Source organism: 'Catharanthus roseus' aster yellows phytoplasma (assembly GCF_004214875.1).
GTDB classification, from domain to species: Bacteria; Bacillota_I; Bacilli_A; order Acholeplasmatales; family Acholeplasmataceae; genus Phytoplasma; species Phytoplasma asteris.
Map to the genome: position 1 here is coordinate 197,601 of NZ_CP035949.1, position 19,408 is coordinate 217,008.

The window sequence follows — 19,408 nt, forward strand, 5'->3', positions numbered from 1 at the left end:
GTTCTTTTATCTATTTGTAATAAATCAACATCAGTAGCTATTTTTTTCTTTTTGGTATGTATTTTAAGATAGCTTCTCTTGCTTCTAAATCAGGCAAGCCAACAGTTACTTTGCGGTCAAATCTTCCTGGACGTAGTAAGGCATCATCTATAATATCTATTCTATTGGTAGCTGCAATTACTACGATTCCTTTGGTTTGGTGGAAACCGTCCATTTCAGTAAGTAATTGATTTAGGGTTTGGTCTTTTTCGCTGTTTCCTCCAAAATCTCCTTCACTTCTTTTGCCTCCCAAAACATCAATTTCATCAATAAAAATAATACATGGGGAGGCTTCTCTAGCTTCTTCAAAGAGTTTTCTTACACGTGCTGCCCCAACTCCAACATACATTTGGACAAATTCAGAACCAGCAACGACGTAAAAAGGGACACCTGCTTCTCCAGCTAAGGCTTTTGCAAGTAAGGTTTTTCCTGTACCTGGAGTTACTTCAAAGATAACTCCTTTAGGCATTACAACTCCCAATGTTTGATATTGTTTTGGATTTTTTTAAGAAACCTACTATTTCTTGTAATTCTTCTTTTTCTTCTTTGTTGCCTGCTACATCATTAAAAGTTATGGGTTGGTATCCTGCAGTATTTATTTTTCATTTTGCCATTCTAGTAAGTTTCATTTGGCGGAATAAATTACCACCAATAATATAATACATCCAAATAAAACTAAAACAAGAAGAACCAAAATTAGTAATAATATTGAAATAATGAGGATGTGCTTGGATGGGGTCTGAATATTCTATTTCTTTTTGTTCTAAAGCTTTTTTGACTTTTTCCCATTGTTCTCCTCCATTAATAACACATTGCTATTTTTTATTATTATCAGTTAACAATAAAATAAAATATGGTTGGCTTCTTAAAAATGTTTCGTGTTGAAATAAACGTATTTCGCGATTGTAGTCTTTATTTTCAATTTTTTTACTTACTTGGGTGTAATCAAGGTAAGGACGATTATTAAAAACTTGGGGATTGAAATCATAAATTAAATAACTTAAAAATGCAATAGAAGTTAAGATAACTAATAATTTAATTAATTTTTTGCGAGGAATTTTTCTAATCATTTTTATGGGCCTCTTTTATTTTTTGTGTTTTTAATCAAAAACCAAACAAAAAAATAGACATGATTAAAACAACTGAAATTACAAAAAATGTAGTTATATGTTGGCTTAAGAAATGTTGTTCTGATTGCGGGTTTTTATCTTTTGTAGTTTCTTTTATTATTTTTATGCTTTTGATTAAATTTTGTAATTGATGAGGTGTTCCAAAACTTTGGACAACTTTTTACTTTTTAAAAATTCTTTAAGACTAACTATTAAGTTAGTCTTTTTTTCTTTTCAAGACTAAAAAAATAATTTCTTATCTTTTCTAAAAATATTTTTAGCTTTATCTAAATATTTATCAAAAATATGTTGATGTTGTACTTCTAGATTGCCTTTAGTGTTGGGACTAAAATCTGTATCGATATGAAATATTTTATTTTTAACAATTTCTTCGACAACTTTATTAGCTTTTTCTAAATCATTTTGAGAAAGGTTAGCCTCAGTTGCACAAAAAGCTATTTCTTCTGCTCTTCCACTTAAATAAATAAGTAAATCTTTTTCATAATTTTCTTTAGTTTTGATTTGTTCATTGTCTTCATGAGGTATTATTATATTACATTTTCCGATGTTGTTGTTAGGTTTTACAGACATTTCATGTAATTGAATATTGCAGTAATGTTTCATAACTGCTTGTCCTACTGTATGCCAAGCTAAAAGATTGGTTTCTTTTTGGGATAATTCTTTTTTGGTGTGATCTTCTGTTTTTATTTCTTGTGTAGTATCTTTAATTATCTTGACATTTTGGGTTATTTCTAAAATTTGTTCCTTATTTAAACTTGCATTATTAGCAGGTTTTATTAATCCGTCATGAATAGCTTTTACTAATTTTTCATTAAGAAGTAAAATATTTTTCTTTAGATTATTTATTTTTATAATATATATTACAATATATATCCCTTATTTTCTTTAATGAAATTTATTATTTATATCAAAAATTATAATAATAAAAATATTTTAAACATTATTTTTTAAAAAGTTGTTCTCTTTTGACATATACATAAATCAAAGAAACAACAATAGTGGTTACTAAAACACCCATAACAATTTTGGGGGTAAGTTTTGTTTTTGGTTCTTTTTCTGGGGATTTAGTATTTGCTGGCACTACTGGTTCGTTATCTACTTCAGTTGTTTCATCTTTTTTATCTACTTCAGTTGTTTCATCTTTTTTATCTACTTCAGTTGTTTCATCTTTTTTATCTACTTCAGTTGTTTCATCTTTTTTATCTACTTCAGTTGTTTCATCTTTTTTATCTACTTCAGTTGTTTCATCTTTTTCTTTTGTTATTTCAGATTGTCGAAATTCATCACCTACGAAGAACCAACTTTTTTTATAATCAATTGGTTTTTGTTCATCTTCATTTTCGCTGTCTCTTAAATAATGTGTTTCAGATATTTTTATATTATTTTCATCATATTCGGCATCATAAGTTTCATCATTTTCCCAATCTACTTTTTTATCATCTTCTATTGTATAAAGTCTTTGTTTTTTTATATTGTTATTTTCATCTTGTTCCGAAACTTCTTTTTTAGAATCATCTACAAATGTAATTAACACATTATCATCCTTATTACCAAAGGAATCCAAAGGTACAAAGCCACCATCATCTTCAGAATTCACATCCATAGAAGCATCGCCATCTGCAAGATACACATTAATAGAACTATCATCATCTTCGGAACTTGAACTATAACTGGTTGTCTTTTCGCTTCCATCTGAATTAAAAAATGTTTGTTTTGTCATTTCATTATCTTGATATTCTTTATTCCAATTTTCTTTATGTTCCCAATAAATATCATCTTCTGAGGTTTTAAAATGTCTTTGTTCTAATGTATGTCCACTATTATCATCTAAAGTTCTATTCCAAGTATTAGGGCTTTTCCAATTTATTTCTTTATTGTCATTGAGATAACTTCTTTTATTTAATTTATAAGGTCTATTATTAATAATTTTTAATTCTATATCATAAGTTTTATCGTGATTCCAATTAACTATTTTTTTATATTCTTTGCTATTTGATGTGTAATGCCTTTCAGTTAATATATATTCTTCAGCTTGAACTTCTTCTGCAAAGTTGCCATCATAATACGTTTTATCCCAAGTTTTATCGTGATCCCAATTAACTTGTTTGTTATCTTCGTCGCTGCCTTCTTTAAAATATCTTTGTGAAATTTGTTTATTATTAGAATCATAAACTTTATCCCAAGTATTAGGTTTTTCCCAGTCTACTTGTTTTTCTTCGCCTTCATTATGAGGTTTATATGCTCTACTGGATGAAGTGTATGTTTGTGTTTCCTTATTAGTTGTTGCAAAAACATAAGTAATATTTAATATAAAAAATAATAAAGAAATTAATAAATATAATTTAGATACTTTTAAATAAAATGATTTTTTTCTTTTTGCATTATTCATTTTTATAATATAGATCCTTTTTTATTTTATGTTTTTTAAAAAAATAAAAATAATTTTAATCATTAAAACTAAAAAAATTAAATAATAATATATATTTTTTTAAAACCAAAAAGTAAATATTGAAATGAAAAAATAATTGTTATTTTGTATGTACATTTTTACATTTTTTAAACCCATCTTTTTACAAATTTGCCACAGCAGTTCAAAAAATAAAAAAACTTGCTATTAATGTCATTTTATCACAAAAAAAATAAAAAACAAGGTTTTTGCTCACTAATCTGTATAATCATGAGTGCTTTCCTTGCAATTTTATATATAAAAAAAGAGACTTCAAAAGTCTCTTTTTGGGATTATTTAATTTTTTTAAAAATATTTTTACTTTTTTTATCAATCGATTTTTTCTAAATTGAGTTCTGCCTGGGTTTTGGTTAAGTAGTTAGGAACTAATAAATGGCAATTGGAAACAATTTTTGCAAATTGTTTGATGGTGCAAAAATCTATTTTGATAGTAGTTGGTTCAATTAATAAATGATTAGGAAAAGATTTCAAGAAACTGCTTTCAAATCTATCTTCGTTTAAGTAAATGTGGGTTTCTTTGAGGCTTAAAGCAAAAAAAGCATTACTTCTAGCATCAATTAAAGGAGTAAGTGAAGCATAAGAATAACCACTAGATAAAAGTAATAGACTGCTTATTTGGTATAAAGGGATTTGTAAGTTGAAGGCTAACATTTTGGCTGTAAGAACTGCTACACGAGTGCCAGTATAAGAACCAGGACCCACACCAACTATTAAAGCATCTAAGTTGTTTAGACCTAAATTATTTTCTTGTAAGACGCTTTCAATTAAAGGAATCATGCAAGGAACATAATCGTTTTTGCCAAGGCGGGATTTGAAAGTAGTAATTTTTCCTTGGATAACTAAAATAACTATTTGGCTTTTGGTGGCAGTATCTAGAATTAAAATGTTTTTGTGATTCATTGTCGTATCGCTTTCAAAAGTTTGGTTAGAGATTTGCAAAAAAATTTAAAGGTTGATTTTGGAATAAGTATTTTGCATATCATTTTGATCCACTTTTATTTTTATTATCAAGGTTGCTATTTTGATAGATAGTAATTTTTCTTTGAGTTTCATTTAAAAATGTAATTTCTACTAAAAAAGCAAAATCAGGAAAAATGTAACTGCAATTTTGAAAATATTCTACTATAACAAAATCTTGATAAGTAAGGTCTTCTAATAGTTCTTCTAAAAATTCAGTCTCAAGGCCTGTGCGATATAAATCAAGATGATAAATAGTGTGCAATTTGTTCTTGTAGGTTTTAGAAATGACAAAAGTAGGACTACAAACATTTTGAAGGATGGCAAAACTTTTAATAAAACCCTTAGTAAAGATAGTTTTTCCACAACCCAAAGAGCCTTGTAATAAAATGATTTTTTTGCTTTGTTTTTCTTTGGGAGTGTTTTTTTTTTGATTGATGAGTTTTTTTCCTAAATTGTAACCTAATGTTTGGGTTTCTTTTGGGGTATTAGTAATTGTTTCTAAATATATTTTGGTTTTCATATGCGTTTAGACCTTTAATTATGAGATTAAAATAATATGATAAGACCTTTGTTATTTTTCCTTTGGTGTTTTGTCTTTTGTTGTTGTTTTAAAATTAATTTTCTACGCCATCTACATCAAGTACTTCTTTTTTGACAACCGCTACTGAAACTGCTTTATGACCTGTTTTTAATTTGATGATGCGCGTTCCTTGGGTAGCTTTGTTTTTGGTTTTGGTAATTTGGTCAATTGCTACTCTTACTACTTGTCCTTTGTCAGAAGAAACAATAAGATCATCTGTAGGGAGGACAACTTGTAGGGTAATAAGTCTTCCTTTTTGGTCGTTTACTTTGATAGTTTTAGAGCCTTTGCCACTACGTGCTTGAATGCGGTATTGGTTAACATTGGTTATTTTTCCAAAGCCGTTTTCAGTCATTACTAAAATGTTTTGTTCTTTGGAATCAGTGTCAAATAAAGCAGCTCCTACTAAGAATTCATCACTTCCAAGACGCATTCCAATTACACCCATGCTGTTGCGACTAATACTTTTAATTTTGGTTTCACAAAAACAAATAGCATTGCCATTGTTAGATGCTAGAATGATATTTTTAGTGCCTGTGGTTTTGTTTACTGTAAGGACTTCATCGTTTTCTTTTAACCTAATTGCAATAAGACCTCTTTTGGAAATGTGGCTGTATTCTTTGAGAGGTGTTTTTTTGACTATGCCTTTTTTGGTAGCAAAGAATAAGTAATCTTGAGATTGATCAAAGTTTTTAACACTGGTGAAAGAAGTTAAAAATTCGTCTTTTTCGAATGGTAAGAAATTAACAAGATGGCTCCCTTTGGATTGTCTTTGACCTAAAGGAATTTCGTAGCCTTTGAGTTGATAGACTTTGCCTTTGTTAGTAAAAAATAAGTGATAATCGTGAGTAGAAGTAATTGCTAGATGTTCAATAAAGTCTTCTTCGTAGATTTTCATACCAGAAACGCCTTGCCCACCTCTTTTTTGTTGTTTGTAAGTATCAATATCCATGCTTTTGATGTAGCCTTTGTTAGTAATTGTAATAATGATAGGTTTTTCTTCGATTAAGTCTTCGTCTTCAAAGTTTAGGGGCGCATCAAAATTGAGGGTAGTTTTTCTGTCATCTTGGTATTTTTTCTTCATTTCTAGAAGTTCTTTTTCTAAAATGTGTTCTTTTTTCTTTTGGGAATCAATGATACTTTGGCATTCTAAAATTTCTTGAGTGAGGTTTTTTTCTTCAGTGATAAGTTTTTGAGTTTCTTGGTTAGCAAGTCTTTGGAGGCTCATTTCTAAAATGGCTTTGCTTTGTATTTCATCAAAATTGTATCTTTGCATTAATTTGCTTTGGGCTTCTTTGACATCTGTAGAAGTTTTGATGAGTTTAATAGCAGTTTCGATGTCTTCTAAAATAGTGATAAGAGCTGTTACTAAATGTTTTCTTGCGCTTGCTTTTTTGAGTTCAAAGCTTTTTTGGCGGTTAATAATTTCGATGCGGAAATTGAAAAAAGCTTCTAAGATTTGTTTTAAAGAAACTAATTGGGGAGTTTTTCCAACTAAGGCAACCATATTGATACCAAAAGAAATTCTTAATTGGGAATGTTTGTAAAGCTTGTTAAGAATAATTTTACTGTTTGCGTCTCTTTTAAGTTCGATTACAATTTTCATTCCTTTGCGACTGGATTCGTCTCTAAGGTCTGTGATTCCTTCTACTATTTTGTTTTTAACTAGAAAAGCAATTTTTTCAATTAGATCAGTTTTTTTGACTTGATAAGGAATTTCTGTAACAATGATTGAAATTTTTCCTCTTTCTTCCGAAACGTGACTTTTAGCCTTTAAGATAACAGCTCCTTGTCCGGTGTGATAAGCGCTTTTTAAACTTTGTAAGCCTAAAAGTTCGCCACCAGTAGGAAAATCAGGTCCTTTGATGTGTTGCATTAATTCATCAATGGAAATGTCTTTATTATTAATGTAGTTAATTAAACCATCAATGACTTCGCCTAAATTATGAGTAGGGATTTTGGTTGCCATTCCTACTGCAATTCCTGTAGCTCCGTTAATTAATAAGTTGGGAAGAGCTGTTGGAAGCACTAATGGTTCTTTTTCAGTACCATCGTAATTATCAACAAAATCAATTGTGTCTTTGTCAATGTTTTTGATTAGTTCCATTGCCATTTTTGCCATTTTAACTTCAGTATAACGCATAGCTGCTGCTTTGTCGCCATCAATTGAACCAAAGTTTCCATGACCGTCTACTAAAGGATAACGGTAACTAAAATCTTGAGCCATTCTTACCATTGCCTCATAAATGCTTGAATCTCCATGAGGATGGTATTTACCCATAACATCCCCAACTACACGAGCTGCTTTTTTGTAGCTTGCGTGACTGTAGACGCCTAATTCTTTCATACTATATAAAATACGTCTTTGGACTGGTTTTAAGCCATCTTTAATGTCTGGTAAAGCTCTTGATACAATTACACTCATTGCATAACTTAAGAAGGATTTTTTCATCTCCTCGCTTAAGTTTACTTCTTGAATGTTGCCATGATCGTGGTCTTTGTGGTTGTTGGCTTCATTGTTTTGAGTTTTTTGGTCGCTCATTTTTAACCTCTTTTTTTAGTTGTTATTTAATGCTATAGTTTGTTAGTTTTAGTTGTATAAAATAATTATTTATAATTAAACGTCTAAATCAGCTTCTAAGGCTTTTTCTAAGATGAAGTTTTTTCTTGGTAAGACTTTTTCTCCCATTAACATGTTAAAAGTTTGGTCTGCTTCCATTAAGGCTTCTTCATCACTTAAAGCATTAAGGGCATCTTTGAGGCTTGCTTTGAGAAGAGTACGAGTTTCTGGGTCCATAGTTGTTTCCCAAAGTTGATTAGGATTCATTTCTCCAAGCCCTTTGTATCTTTGGAAACCATCTTTTAAGTTGTTTTTAGTTGCAAAAGTTTGTTTGGCTTTTTCATCATAAAAATATTTTGGAGCGCCTTTTCCTTTTTGGTATTTGTATAAAGGAGGACGAGCAAAATAGATGTAGCCTTTTTCAATTAATTTACGGAAATGTCTGAAAAAGAAAGTTAATAGTAAAGTTCTTATGTGAGCTCCATCAACATCGGCATCTGTCATAATGATAATTTTGTGATAACGGATTTTATCCATATTAAAGTCTTTGCCTTTACCAATGTTAATTCCTGCACCAATTGCTTGTATTAAGGATTTAATTTCTTTATTGGTAAGAATTTTGGCATCTAGACTTTTTTCTACATTAAGGACTTTACCACGTAAAGGAAGGATAGCTTGAAAACGTGAGTCTCTTCCTTGTTTAGCAGAACCGCCCGCTGAATCTCCTTCGACAATGTAGAGTTCAGAAATGTGAGGGTCTTTACTTCTACAATCAGCTAATTTGGAGGCAAAACCTAAAGAATCAAGGGGTTTGTTTCTTACTACTTCACGAGCACGTTTAGCAGCTAGACGGGCATTTGCAGAAAGAAGACATTTATCAATTATTTTTCTTGAATCTTGGGGATGTTCTAATAAATATTTTTCTAAAAATTCGCCAAATAATTGGGATGTAATTTGTCTTACTTCAGTATTTGCTAGTTTGGCTTTAGTTTGTCCTTCAAATTGGGGGTCTTGATGTTTTAAAGAAATAATAGCAGTAATTCCTTCTAAGATGTCTTCACTTAATAAATGTTCGTCTTTTTTTAAAAGATTGAATTCCTTAGCATATTTAGAAATAACACGGTTTAGGGCTAGTTTAAAGCCTTCTTCGTGAGTTCCTCCTTCATGAGTAGGAATATTGTTAACAAAAGAAAAGATTTTTTGGCTTTGGGTGTAGTTAGGAATATCATCTTTGCCTTCTTTTTCTTCTATTTCGTTTCCTTGTGCATCTTTTTTAGGGGGACGAATTTTGGTAGTGTATTCAAAGACAATTTCAAAAGCTAGTTTTTGGGATTCTTTTTCCAGATAAAAAATTTCGTGAAAAGGAGTTTGTTTGTGACTAGTGTTAATAAAATCTAGGTAGTCTTGCAAACCTTTTTCATGGCAAAAGTTAAAAACAGTTTCTTTTTCGTATCTTTTGTCAGCAATGTTTAATTTAAGACCTTTGTTTAAAAAAGATAATTGTTGCATTCTTTCTTTGAGAGTATCAAAGTTATAAATGGTAGTTTCTTGGAAAATTTCAGGGTCTGCTAAAAATTGGATAGTAGTTCCTCGTTTGTTAGTTTTTCCAATTACTTCCAAAGGCGAAACTGCAATTCCTTTTTCGTATTTTTGAAAATAGATTTGCTTATTGAGATGAATTTCTACAGTAAACCAAGTAGAAAGAGCATTTACCACAGAGGCTCCTACACCATGAAGTCCTCCTGAAACTTTGTAAGAAGAACTGTCAAATTTTCCTCCAGCATGAAGAGTAGTTAGAATTGTTTCTACTGCTGGTTTTCCTGTTTTGGTGTGAATATCAACTGGGATTCCTCTACCGTTGTCAGAAACACTAATAATTTCTCCAGGTAGGATTTCTAAAGTAATATTGTTAGCGTGTCCTGCTAAAGCTTCATCAATGGAATTATCAACGATTTCCCAGACTAAATGATGAAGTCCTTTTTGAGCAGTTGAACCAATATACATTCCTGGTCGTTTGCGAACTGCTTCCAAACCTTCTAAAATTTGAATACTATCGGCATTGTAATTTTTCAAAAGAATAGCTCCTTTTTTGTAAATTTATAAAATATTAAAAATAGATTAAAGAATAAAGAATAAAAATAAAATTGTAAAACATGAAAAATATTTAAAAAGATAAATAAAAAAACTTTGCAAATAGCAAAATATTAATTATGAAAAACATTTACCAATTATTTTTAATTCATTATTTTTGGTAAAATATTTATTATTGTTTTTGATAATTTGGATAAAAAGATGATATTTATACAACTTAATCACAACATATTATAACATAAAAACTAGTTATTTTGTGGTTTTTACAATTATTGAGTAAAAAATACTCTAAATTGGTTTTTTAGTTATAATAGAAATAATAGCAATTTTGTTTTGCTATATTAATATTGTAAAAGGAAGGACAAGCATAAATGCAAATAGTAAGCTTAGGCAAGAAAAAATCTTTATTTTTTAGTTTATTTTTATTTAGTGTACTTTTTATTTCTTTATTTAATACTTATCAAACAGTTGTAGCAGAACTAACAACTGAAACAACAACAACTCAAGTAGTAGAAACTTTGGGGGAAGATGATAAAGTTGTTCAGACAGTTACAACAGTTAAAGAAGGAAACAAAATAACTGTAACTACTAAAGACGCTGATGGAAAAGTTACTAAAAAAGTTGTTACTAAAACTGTTGAAGGTGTTAAAACCGAAACAACTACTGAATCATCACTTAACAAAGTAACAGTTAAAACTTTTGGAGATGGTGGCACAGTTACTAAAACTGAAGTAACTACAACCACTACCGAATAAAATACAACAACTGAAACAACAACTGAAAAAGAAACTTAAACTAAAAAAGTTAAAACAGTTAAAGAAGACAACAAAACTATACAAACAACAACCCAACCCAACCAACCTACCAAAACAGTTGTTACTCAAACTGCAAACGGAGTTAAAACCGAAACAACTACAGTAGAAGGCACTCCTACCAAAACACTTAGAATCAATAAATCATATCCTTGATATATATGGTAATTTAAAATCATGGCAATTAGCTGAAAAAACTCATATGAAAGATCCTTGGCGCAACTCTTACGATGAAAATAATTTTTTTCATGAAAATGAAATAAGCGATCAAGAAATTTATTATTTTTATTCTGAAAATGAAATTAGATAATAATAAAATCAATGATAATATAGATCTAAATTTAGAACAACATTTAGATAAAAATTTTAATTATATTTTTCTAAAGAGTATTTTTCTAAAGAGTAATTTTATTAAGAGTAATTTTATTAAAAAAGGTGAATTCGATTTTAATAATTTTCCTTTAAAAACTATTTCTAATATTTTTGATTCTTTAGAAAAATATAAAAAAAATACTTGGCGCCAAATTATAGAAAATAAAAACTCCAATAGTTCCCATTCTATTTCAGAAATTCGTATAAAACATGTTTGTAAATATTTTTATCAAAAAATTATGGATGAACAACGAGTTTACCAAATAAGAATTAACAATATTGAAAGAATATTTTTTTTCATTGATGAAAAAGGTGTTTGTTGTCCTATTGGATATGATAAATTCCATTTTTTATATTCTATGAAAACCAATCCAAAAAAAGTTAATATTAACAAAATAAAACATTTAATTTATACTAATTTAAGACTTTTAACAACTAATGAAGAATCTGAAAATATAAAAAACACATTAATTTTAAATGAATCCAATCAAGATCAAGTTAAAAATATAATGTCACAATTAAAATCCAAAATTCGTAAATGTCAAAAAATGTTTAATGAAAATTGGACAAATATCTACAAACAATTACCTCAACAAATTCAAAATATTTTAGATTGCAAAAAATAAACCTTTAATTTATTTTTCAATCATTAAATAAAAACATTAAATAATTAAATATATTTTTAAACTAAAAGAACTACCTAATTTAGGTATTTTTTTATTATATTTCACATATTAAAACTATCTTCAAAATTTTTGCATTTTTATTTTCTTTTTTTTTGTGAGGTATAATATAATTAATAGCATTTTATTAATTCTTCAAAATTCACTCTCATTAATAATATGCTATTTTTTGTATATTTGTATAAAAATAAAGAAAGAAAAAAGAAAGAAAGGTGCATAATAACAAAAATGCCAACAGACACAGTCAATAAAAAAACAAATCGTTTAGTATATGTATTATCTTTATTAAGTTTATTTTTTACTTTTAATATGATGAATAGTAATATTGTTTGGGGAGAAAAATACTCCAAAACAGAGGCAGTTGAAAAAGCCTTTGATAAATTAGCTCATGATTTAGCAAAAGAACAAGCAGCTAAATATTTTGGTAATGAAAAAGACCAAAATGAGGCTGTTGATAAAACTTTTACTTTAACATCGACTTCAGGACAAGGTCCTTCTGTTCCTACTAATCACAAAGTCCAATTGGTAAATTATTTATTAAAAGATTTTGGATCATTTAAAACTTATGTAGACTCTCTTACAGAAACAACAAACTACGAACTAGATGGAGCGCAGGGTCTTCATGCAAAATTTAAAGGCAAATTGAACGAATACAAATTAAATCCGACCCAAAGCGCGACTCTTTCCACTTTTGTAACAAATAATCTTTTTGGGGATGAAAATTTTATGAATTTTTTATATAAAGATAAAGCAGCTTTATATGTTACACAAGATGTATTTAAAGAAGCAGTTGCTAAAAAGATGGTGACAAAAACACTTTCAGTTGTAACTGACAAAAAACCATTTGGAAATGTGGCAGAAGCAGTTAAAGCTGCTGTTAAAGAATTATTGGAAGAAGAAGCCAAAAAACAATTTCAGCAAGATACAGATAAACAAGCTAAAGTTGTTGCAGAAGCAATGAAAATTTTTGATAGTAACAAAAATTTTGAAAAAACTCAGGTGTTCCAAAAGTTTAGACACTTTTTGATTTTTAAAAATTCTTTTTTAAGACTAACTATTAAGTTAGTCTTTTTTTTGTTTTCAAAACTAAAATAATTTTCATATCTTTTCTAAAAATGTTTTTAGAGAGGATTAAAATGTTAAGACAAAATTTATTTAAATAATTTTTAAAAAACAAAAAGAATTTAGAAATACGAAATCAATTAATTGAACTTCATTTACCATTAGTAAAAAAATTAGTTCAAAATTCAAATATTACCCTAAATTATTAACTAGAGAGGATTTATACCAAGAAGGAATCTTAGGATTAATAAAAGCCCTCAATAATTACCAAGATTTAGGTTACGATTTCATCGCCTACGCGACACCAACTATAAAATCAGCAATCAACGAAATAATAAGAAAAAGCCACTCACCTTCAATACCTCAAAAAACAACCAAATCAAACAATATGAGTTTCAAAGAAGAACAATATGAGCCTGATAGAATAATTAATCTAAACCCACATCAATTATGGATTAAACAATTAAACTATGAACAATTCATAAAAAAACTAAAAACAAAGTTGAGTAAAAACGAATTAAAAGTTGTTTGTTTAAGTTTCGGCATCACCCTAGAAAACATAAACGAAACTTACCAACCCATTTTCACCAATCAAGAAATAGCCCAAAAACTAAATTTAAAAATTTCACAAATTGAAGATTTAAAAGATAAATCAATACAAAAACTAAAACCAAACAATAAAAAATAAGGAGCAACCCAAAAATGTTAAATAAAGTTCAATTAATCGGAAATATTACCTACGACTTAGAAAAACAATATATCAACAGTAATAAAGAACAAATCGCAAAAATAGATTTCAATCTAGCAATCAACAACAAAGATAAAGTTCAATATATCCCTTGTGTTGTTTTTAGAACTCAAGCCGAAAACTGCCACAAATACCTACATAAAGGTTCAAAAGTATATGTAGAAGGCACCTTGTCAATCCAAAAATATAAAACTAACGAAGAACAAATGCGAACCACCACCAAAGTAATCATCCAAAACATCATTTTTTTAGACAACAAAACCAAATAATTTTAAAATACAATTAAGTCCCCAAAAGGGGCTTTTTATACACCAATATCAACATAACATTAACAAAATAAAAGGAGAAAACAAAATATGACAAAAAAAGAATTAATTAAATCAATAGCTGAGGCAAATAAAACCTCAATAATCCAAAACGAAGAATTTTATAACTCATTTGAAAGGGCTCTAATTAAAGCAATCACATCAAACGCGGAAGTAGTTTTATCACCTAAACTCGGTAAATTCATCTTAAAAACTAGAAAAGCCCACCTAACCCCCGAAACTAAATTTATCATCAATAAACGCACAGGCAAAAAACTGCCTAAAGAACTGTAAAAAACTTAAAAATTACCGCAAAAACAGTAGTAACTTTTAAACTCTCTAAAACCATCAAAGATAAAGTTAAAGAACTAAAATTAAAATAAAAGGAGAAATAAAAAAATATGAGTGATGGAATGACCGAAGCATATCGTGGAACTTACTTCAAAGACCGTCCCCAAAAAACCAAAATGAAAAATAACAAGATCAAAAAAACAAAGGAGAAACCAAAAAAAATGAATATTTTAAAACACGCACTCTTAGTTTTGTTAATTCCAATAACTACATTTCTAACGTATCAAGCAATTAGTTATTTCCAACCAAATTTACAAACACTTTGTTATATATCAGCCACATTAACGATAATTTTAATCTTTTTTTCGATTTACTTATTAAATAAAACAGAAAGGTACCAAAACCATGTTTATTTTTACAATTTTAACAACTATTACAAACTATTTCCTTAATTATACCAAAGGATTTACAACAACCGAAATCCTAGAACGAAGAACCGATGCAATCCAAACAACTCTTTTCACCATTATTATTGTCACTGGTTTTAAACCAGTTTTTAAATTAATTAAAAATATAATTATTTTTATTAAAGAAACCATTTTGGGCCTCTTTTTCCCAAACAAAAAACTACAAAACTTAGAAATAAAAAACGCAAAACAGGAATACCGCGAACAACAATTAATAAAAAAACTAGATGAAATAAGGGATTCTCAAAACAAACTACAATCCCAAATCTCAACCCAAAAATTAAAAGTCGCTCTTTGGCGAGACAAAAAAGAAAGAAAAAGATTGTTAAAATCCCAAAAACACAACAACACCTCAATCGGAAAGGACAATGAAAATGACTGATTCAAATTTTACTATTGGCTTCATGGTGGGCGCAGTTTTTGTTACCGTTTTATGTTTTATATTTAAACATCTATTTTTTAGTTTTCTTCAACTATTCAACCCTAACGACACCCATCCGTTAAAAAGAAGAATACAAGAATTAACAACCCCAAAACCAAACAATACAAACAATAGCCAACCAAAACCCAAACTAAAAAAACGAGTAGAAAACACACAATCACAATTAACTAATAAAAACAAAATCCAAACAACTAAATTAGAAATAGATAAAACCACCAACTTCAAAGATATTTATCAAAAAATAAACACCTTACAACAATCAATTAATTACAATAACGCAAACAAAGAACGAATAAAAGAACTAATCCGACAACACCAAGATGACCCCCAAGAAATCCAAAACCTAAAAAGTTATGATTTATTCTTAGACGGACAATTAATCCAATTCGAAAAACAAATTAAACAACTAAAAAACGAAATTGAAATCATCCAAAACCCAAACACCCCAAAACTTGAAAAAAAGAAAGTCACATTCAAAGATGTATACGGAATGGAAAGGAAAAAGAAAAATTAGAAGATTTAATTTATTATTTCAAAGATGATAACAACGATTTAGTTAACTATGACAAAATCAAACCCAAAGGTTACCTACTGTACGGCCCTCCTGGAACAGGTAAAAGTTTTTAATGAAAGCTTTATGTAATGAAAGTGGAGCACATTTTATTGAATTTGAACCTTCTAAACTAGATAAAACTTACATCGGCGAAGGAATTGAAGAATGGGAAAAAATTTGGAAAGAAGCAGAATCACATGGTAAAGCAATTATCTTTATCGATGAAATCAGCGGACTTGCTAATAGAGAAGACAAAAACACTAACAAAACAAGCCAAAACATAATTAACAATATATTAACTAAACTAGATGGATTTAATAGTAATAACAAAAAAATTGTCTTAATGGGGGCAACTAACTACCTTAATCAAATCGACAAAGCCCTAAGAAGTAGATTTAGCAAAGAAATCAAAATCTACTTAATCAAAGACCACGAAATTGAAGACTTCTTAAAATTCCTAATCACACCTTATCAAATTAGTTATCACACATATATACATTTAAATGATATCGCCAACAAATGTAAGGGTAAAAACTATTCAAATTGTGATTTAACAACTATCATCAACGAAGCATATAACAAAACTAATAAACATAAATCACAAAATAAAATTCATGAAGTAATGTTCCCTTCCGACCTAGATGAGTCAATAGACGTCAAACAAAATAAAAACAAAAACATGAACGATATCAAAAAACGCAGAAAAGAATGCGAAGAACAATATACAGCATGGAAAAAAGGAATAATCAAATACCTAAAACCCCCAAAAGACCAAACAATGATTAAAAGAACCTACACCTTCTACGGCCTCGACGGCCTAGGACGCGGTCACCACCGCGAACACGAACCCACCGACCTCGCCACATTTTGCAAAAACCCCTTCAACAAATGGTACGATGAGGGTATGCGAGTAGATGAGTTTGATGGTTTCTACACAAAAGAAAAACACAATGATTCACAATTTGGTGGGGGCAATGGTGTTCGTATAGATCCATCAAATCATTACATAAAACTCAAATACGAAGGCCCCAAACACCTACTCGAAGAAGATAAGGACTTTTTCATGGATGAAGTAAACTGCACCTCAAACGAAAGAAGTCCTGAAGGCGTTTTGAAAAGCAAAACCTACTACCTCCACTTCAACTCCAAACAAGCCTACATCACCCTATACACACAAAAACAAAACACAAAAGAAAATAAATAATTAGAAAGAGAGAAAATAATATGGCAAAAAAAATAATCATAATCAAAAAAACTAAAAAACAACAAACAACCAAAAAACCCACAAAAAATCAAAGAAAATTAACCCCAAAACCCACCAAAGCAACCATAATTAAAAAAACTTCAACAAGAATTACTAAATCAACCCCAAAAACTACAAAACCAATTAAACAACAAAGAACCGCACAACCTACTAAAATAATTGTTGAAACCCAACAAAAACAAGATAATTGGTTTGTAAAAATAATCAAATCACTAAAAACCACAATCCTCATTTTATTACCACTCACACTAATTTTAGGTGGTATTTATTGGGTTCTTTTTAAATTCTTTCCTGAAATATTCTCCCAAATAAATACTTTTACAGTCAATGCCGCTACCAAAACCAAATCGTTATACGATAAAATTACTCAACCAATTCGCGATTTTATCGAGTATATCCATAATAAAGCAACAGGCAATAATCAAAATCCTAATCAAACACCTTAACGCCAAAATAAATTAGGTTATTATCTCGCAACTACCCTGAGTATAATCGGTATTTGTTTGGGAATTGGTAAAATCGGTAATTGGTTAAAAGGTGGCACGAAAAAAGCTATCCGAAAAGGAACTAAAAAAATAATTCAAAAAAAAGCTACTTCCAAAATAGCGAATGTCGGTAGTAAAATATGTAAAATTGGTGGTAAAATTTTATTTTGGGTTTCTATAGCATCAACCGCTTATGAACTTTACCAATTTTATCAAGAAGGAACCCGAACCCCAAATCCACCTCAACAACTAGAAAATAAAATCGAAAATCCAAACACTCACACACACCGTCACGAAGAGGCAATACAAACAAATAATAACGTCGAAGAGGCAAACCAAACCACAAACGATGAACCCCAAGAAAGAGAAACTCAAAAAAAAAAAAAACAAACAGCCAAACCTCCTGAACTAAACAATAACGAACAAACTCCTCAACTAACTACACAACAACCAATTCATAAACAAAAAATAGAAAACAAGAGAAATGAATTAAATCCTGAAATGCAAAAACAAGTTGAGGAGTTAATCCAACAAGAAAAAGCAAAAACTCAACAATTAGAACAAGAAAAAAACTATCTAGAAGCCAATTTACAAGCTCAACAATTAGAAATGTTAAACATCCAAAATCAAAAAGATAACTTAGAAAATCAACTCAAATCAAAAGAAAAAGAATTAGCAAACAATCAAAAATTAACAGAAGAAACCAAAAACAAATTACAACAAGAAATTAACGATATCCAAACTAATTTAAACCATCAAATTGAAAATACCCAAAACAAAAATAACGAAATCCAAAATTTACAAACCCAAAAAAATCAATTAGAAAATCAATTGTTTTCAAACAAACAAGATTTAGAAAAACTACAGCAAGAAATTAACCAAAAAGAAGAACAACTACACATCAAAGAACAACAATTAATCAGTCAAATTAACTTATCTAATGAAGAAAAACAACAACTAAATTCAGAAATTAACACCTTAAAAACTGATATTAACCAAGAAAAGGTTAATTTCGAAGCTCAACTAGCACTCAAAGAATAAGAAATAACCCAAATTAAACAAAACGAAAACAACCTAAAACAACAATTAACCCAAAAACAAGATGAAACAATAAGCCTGAGAAAACAACACGTAAAAACTTTGGAAGAAATCCAAAAACAAATAGATAATTACAAAAAAATTGTCAAAGAATTATAAACCGAAACCCTAAAAGAACAAATTGCAAAAAACAATGAAAATGCCGAAAAACTACAAAAAGAAATAAACAATAAAGAATCAAACCTCAAAACCTTAAAAAATAAAATACAACAACTAGAAATTAAAGAACAAGTTTTTAGAAACGAAATAGATACTCTAAAATTAGAAAACAAAAACCTAAAAGAAAAATACACTAACGATTTAAACAAAATCCAACAATAACTTGATATTTCCAAAACCGAAAAACATCAAATAGAAAAAGAAATAACAGAAATTCAAGATGAATTAGTAAAAACCCAAAACACCAACAAAGCATTAGTCAACCAATTAAACAACAAACAAACTCAAATCAAAGACTTAAAAGGCAAAATCAACATCTTAGAAGCTAACGAAATTAAACTACAAGAAATAATCAACCAAAAAGATGAAGAAATAGCAAAACTACAACAAACCATCTAAGAACAAGCAGAACAAATCATCAAACTAACCGCCGAAATTGAAGCCAACATGAAAACCTTTAAACAACAAGCAATCAAAATCCAACAACTAGAAGGTGCAATCTCAGGACTTGAAAAGAATAGGTGATAACTCCGTAAACAATATGTTATTTTTTATTATTTATAAATAAAATAAAAGGAGAATTGTTGATATGGCTAAAAAATATATACGTTCTTATTTTAGAAGTTATTCTAAAAGTAGAAAAAGATTAACTTTGGGTGGTTTTTTTCAATATTGGATTTTACCTACATTAGGTATTGTTATTCCTTTTGTTGTTTATTTTGCTTCAAAAGGTTATTTATCAATAGCTAAATAATTAAAAGGATATTTAAAATAATGACTTTAAGACAAATTTTAACACTTATTGCCCTTACCGGTATATTTGTTTTTGTTTTATATAAA

15 protein-coding genes and 5 pseudogenes are annotated in these 19,408 nt (G+C 28.9%); 12 read left to right on the forward strand and 8 right to left on the reverse strand.

Annotation, left to right across the window (positions count from 1 at the left end; translation table 11 throughout):
• Positions 1 to 37: 37 nt before the first annotated feature.
• Positions 38 to 508: an AAA family ATPase gene (locus EXT02_RS03045; protein WP_130427513.1), complete on the reverse strand. Its 471-nt coding sequence runs from the start codon at positions 506 to 508 to the stop codon at positions 38 to 40.
• A gap of 11 nt (positions 509 to 519) precedes the next feature.
• On the opposite strand from EXT02_RS03045, the gene EXT02_RS00900 reads away from it, so the two are divergent.
• Positions 520 to 699, forward strand: coding sequence for a hypothetical protein (locus EXT02_RS00900; protein ID WP_130427515.1), 180 nt, complete (start codon positions 520 to 522; stop codon positions 697 to 699).
• 155 nt (positions 700 to 854) lie between these two features.
• Here EXT02_RS00900 and EXT02_RS00905 read toward each other — a convergent pair whose 3' ends face one another.
• From EXT02_RS00905 to EXT02_RS00935, 7 genes are all read right to left on the reverse strand, one after another.
• Entirely contained in the window at positions 855 to 1,109 is a 255-nt protein-coding gene (locus EXT02_RS00905) for a hypothetical protein (protein WP_130427517.1), read from the reverse strand.
• A 279-nt stretch (positions 1,110 to 1,388) separates the two neighbouring features.
• Positions 1,389 to 2,042, reverse strand: coding sequence for a hypothetical protein (locus tag EXT02_RS03050; RefSeq protein WP_130427519.1), 654 nt, complete (start codon positions 2,040 to 2,042; stop codon positions 1,389 to 1,391).
• A gap of 67 nt (positions 2,043 to 2,109) precedes the next feature.
• Positions 2,110 to 3,558: a hypothetical protein gene (locus tag EXT02_RS00915; protein WP_130427521.1), complete on the reverse strand. Its 1,449-nt coding sequence runs from the start codon at positions 3,556 to 3,558 to the stop codon at positions 2,110 to 2,112.
• Between the two features lie 387 nt (positions 3,559 to 3,945).
• A complete protein-coding gene (gene tsaB / locus EXT02_RS00920) occupies positions 3,946 to 4,536 on the reverse strand; it encodes a tRNA (adenosine(37)-N6)-threonylcarbamoyltransferase complex dimerization subunit type 1 TsaB (protein WP_130427523.1) in 591 nt (196 codons plus the stop codon).
• A 79-nt stretch (positions 4,537 to 4,615) separates the two neighbouring features.
• The gene (tsaE, locus tag EXT02_RS00925) at positions 4,616 to 5,116 is read right to left on the reverse strand and encodes a tRNA (adenosine(37)-N6)-threonylcarbamoyltransferase complex ATPase subunit type 1 TsaE (RefSeq protein ID WP_130427525.1); all 501 of its coding nucleotides are present in this window, start codon (positions 5,114 to 5,116) and stop codon (positions 4,616 to 4,618) included.
• A 94-nt stretch (positions 5,117 to 5,210) separates the two neighbouring features.
• Positions 5,211 to 7,718, reverse strand: a complete 2,508-nt coding sequence (gyrA, locus tag EXT02_RS00930) for a DNA gyrase subunit A (RefSeq protein ID WP_165383238.1) — start codon at positions 7,716 to 7,718, stop codon at positions 5,211 to 5,213.
• 75 nt (positions 7,719 to 7,793) lie between these two features.
• Positions 7,794 to 9,809 (reverse strand): DNA topoisomerase subunit B, encoded by a 2,016-nt coding sequence (locus tag EXT02_RS00935; RefSeq protein ID WP_130427527.1) that lies wholly within the window; start codon positions 9,807 to 9,809, stop codon positions 7,794 to 7,796.
• A 389-nt stretch (positions 9,810 to 10,198) separates the two neighbouring features.
• Here EXT02_RS00935 and EXT02_RS00940 point away from each other — a divergent pair, with 389 nt between their 5' ends.
• From EXT02_RS00940 to EXT02_RS02915, 11 genes and pseudogenes are all read left to right on the forward strand, one after another.
• On the forward strand, positions 10,199 to 10,582 hold the full coding sequence (locus EXT02_RS00940; RefSeq protein ID WP_130427529.1) for a hypothetical protein: 384 nt from the start codon (positions 10,199 to 10,201) through the stop codon (positions 10,580 to 10,582).
• Between the two features lie 353 nt (positions 10,583 to 10,935).
• Positions 10,936 to 11,637 carry a hypothetical protein gene (locus tag EXT02_RS00945; RefSeq protein WP_130427531.1) on the forward strand — a complete coding sequence of 234 codons (702 nt, stop codon included), beginning with the start codon at positions 10,936 to 10,938 and terminating at the stop codon, positions 11,635 to 11,637.
• Positions 11,638 to 11,922: 285 nt separating this feature from the next.
• A complete protein-coding gene (locus EXT02_RS00950) occupies positions 11,923 to 12,789 on the forward strand; it encodes a hypothetical protein (RefSeq protein ID WP_130427533.1) in 867 nt (288 codons plus the stop codon).
• 95 nt (positions 12,790 to 12,884) lie between these two features.
• Positions 12,885 to 13,444, forward strand: a pseudogene (locus EXT02_RS00955) (sigma-70 family RNA polymerase sigma factor).
• A gap of 14 nt (positions 13,445 to 13,458) precedes the next feature.
• The gene (locus EXT02_RS00960) at positions 13,459 to 13,773 is read left to right on the forward strand and encodes a single-stranded DNA-binding protein (protein WP_130427535.1); all 315 of its coding nucleotides are present in this window, start codon (positions 13,459 to 13,461) and stop codon (positions 13,771 to 13,773) included.
• Positions 13,774 to 13,860: 87 nt separating this feature from the next.
• A pseudogene (locus tag EXT02_RS00965) lies at positions 13,861 to 14,192 on the forward strand (HU family DNA-binding protein).
• A 313-nt stretch (positions 14,193 to 14,505) separates the two neighbouring features.
• Positions 14,506 to 14,949 (forward strand): hypothetical protein, encoded by a 444-nt coding sequence (locus EXT02_RS00975; RefSeq protein WP_130427539.1) that lies wholly within the window; start codon positions 14,506 to 14,508, stop codon positions 14,947 to 14,949.
• A gap of 184 nt (positions 14,950 to 15,133) precedes the next feature.
• Positions 15,134 to 16,766 (forward strand): annotated as a pseudogene (locus EXT02_RS00980) (AAA family ATPase); the annotation flags it as partial.
• Between the two features lie 20 nt (positions 16,767 to 16,786).
• Positions 16,787 to 17,707 (forward strand): annotated as a pseudogene (locus EXT02_RS00985) (hypothetical protein); the annotation flags it as partial.
• 105 nt (positions 17,708 to 17,812) lie between these two features.
• Positions 17,813 to 19,081, forward strand: a pseudogene (locus EXT02_RS03215) (hypothetical protein); the annotation flags it as partial.
• A gap of 76 nt (positions 19,082 to 19,157) precedes the next feature.
• On the forward strand, positions 19,158 to 19,322 hold the full coding sequence (locus EXT02_RS02915) for a hypothetical protein (protein WP_165383239.1): 165 nt from the start codon (positions 19,158 to 19,160) through the stop codon (positions 19,320 to 19,322).
• Positions 19,323 to 19,408 lie beyond the last annotated feature (86 nt).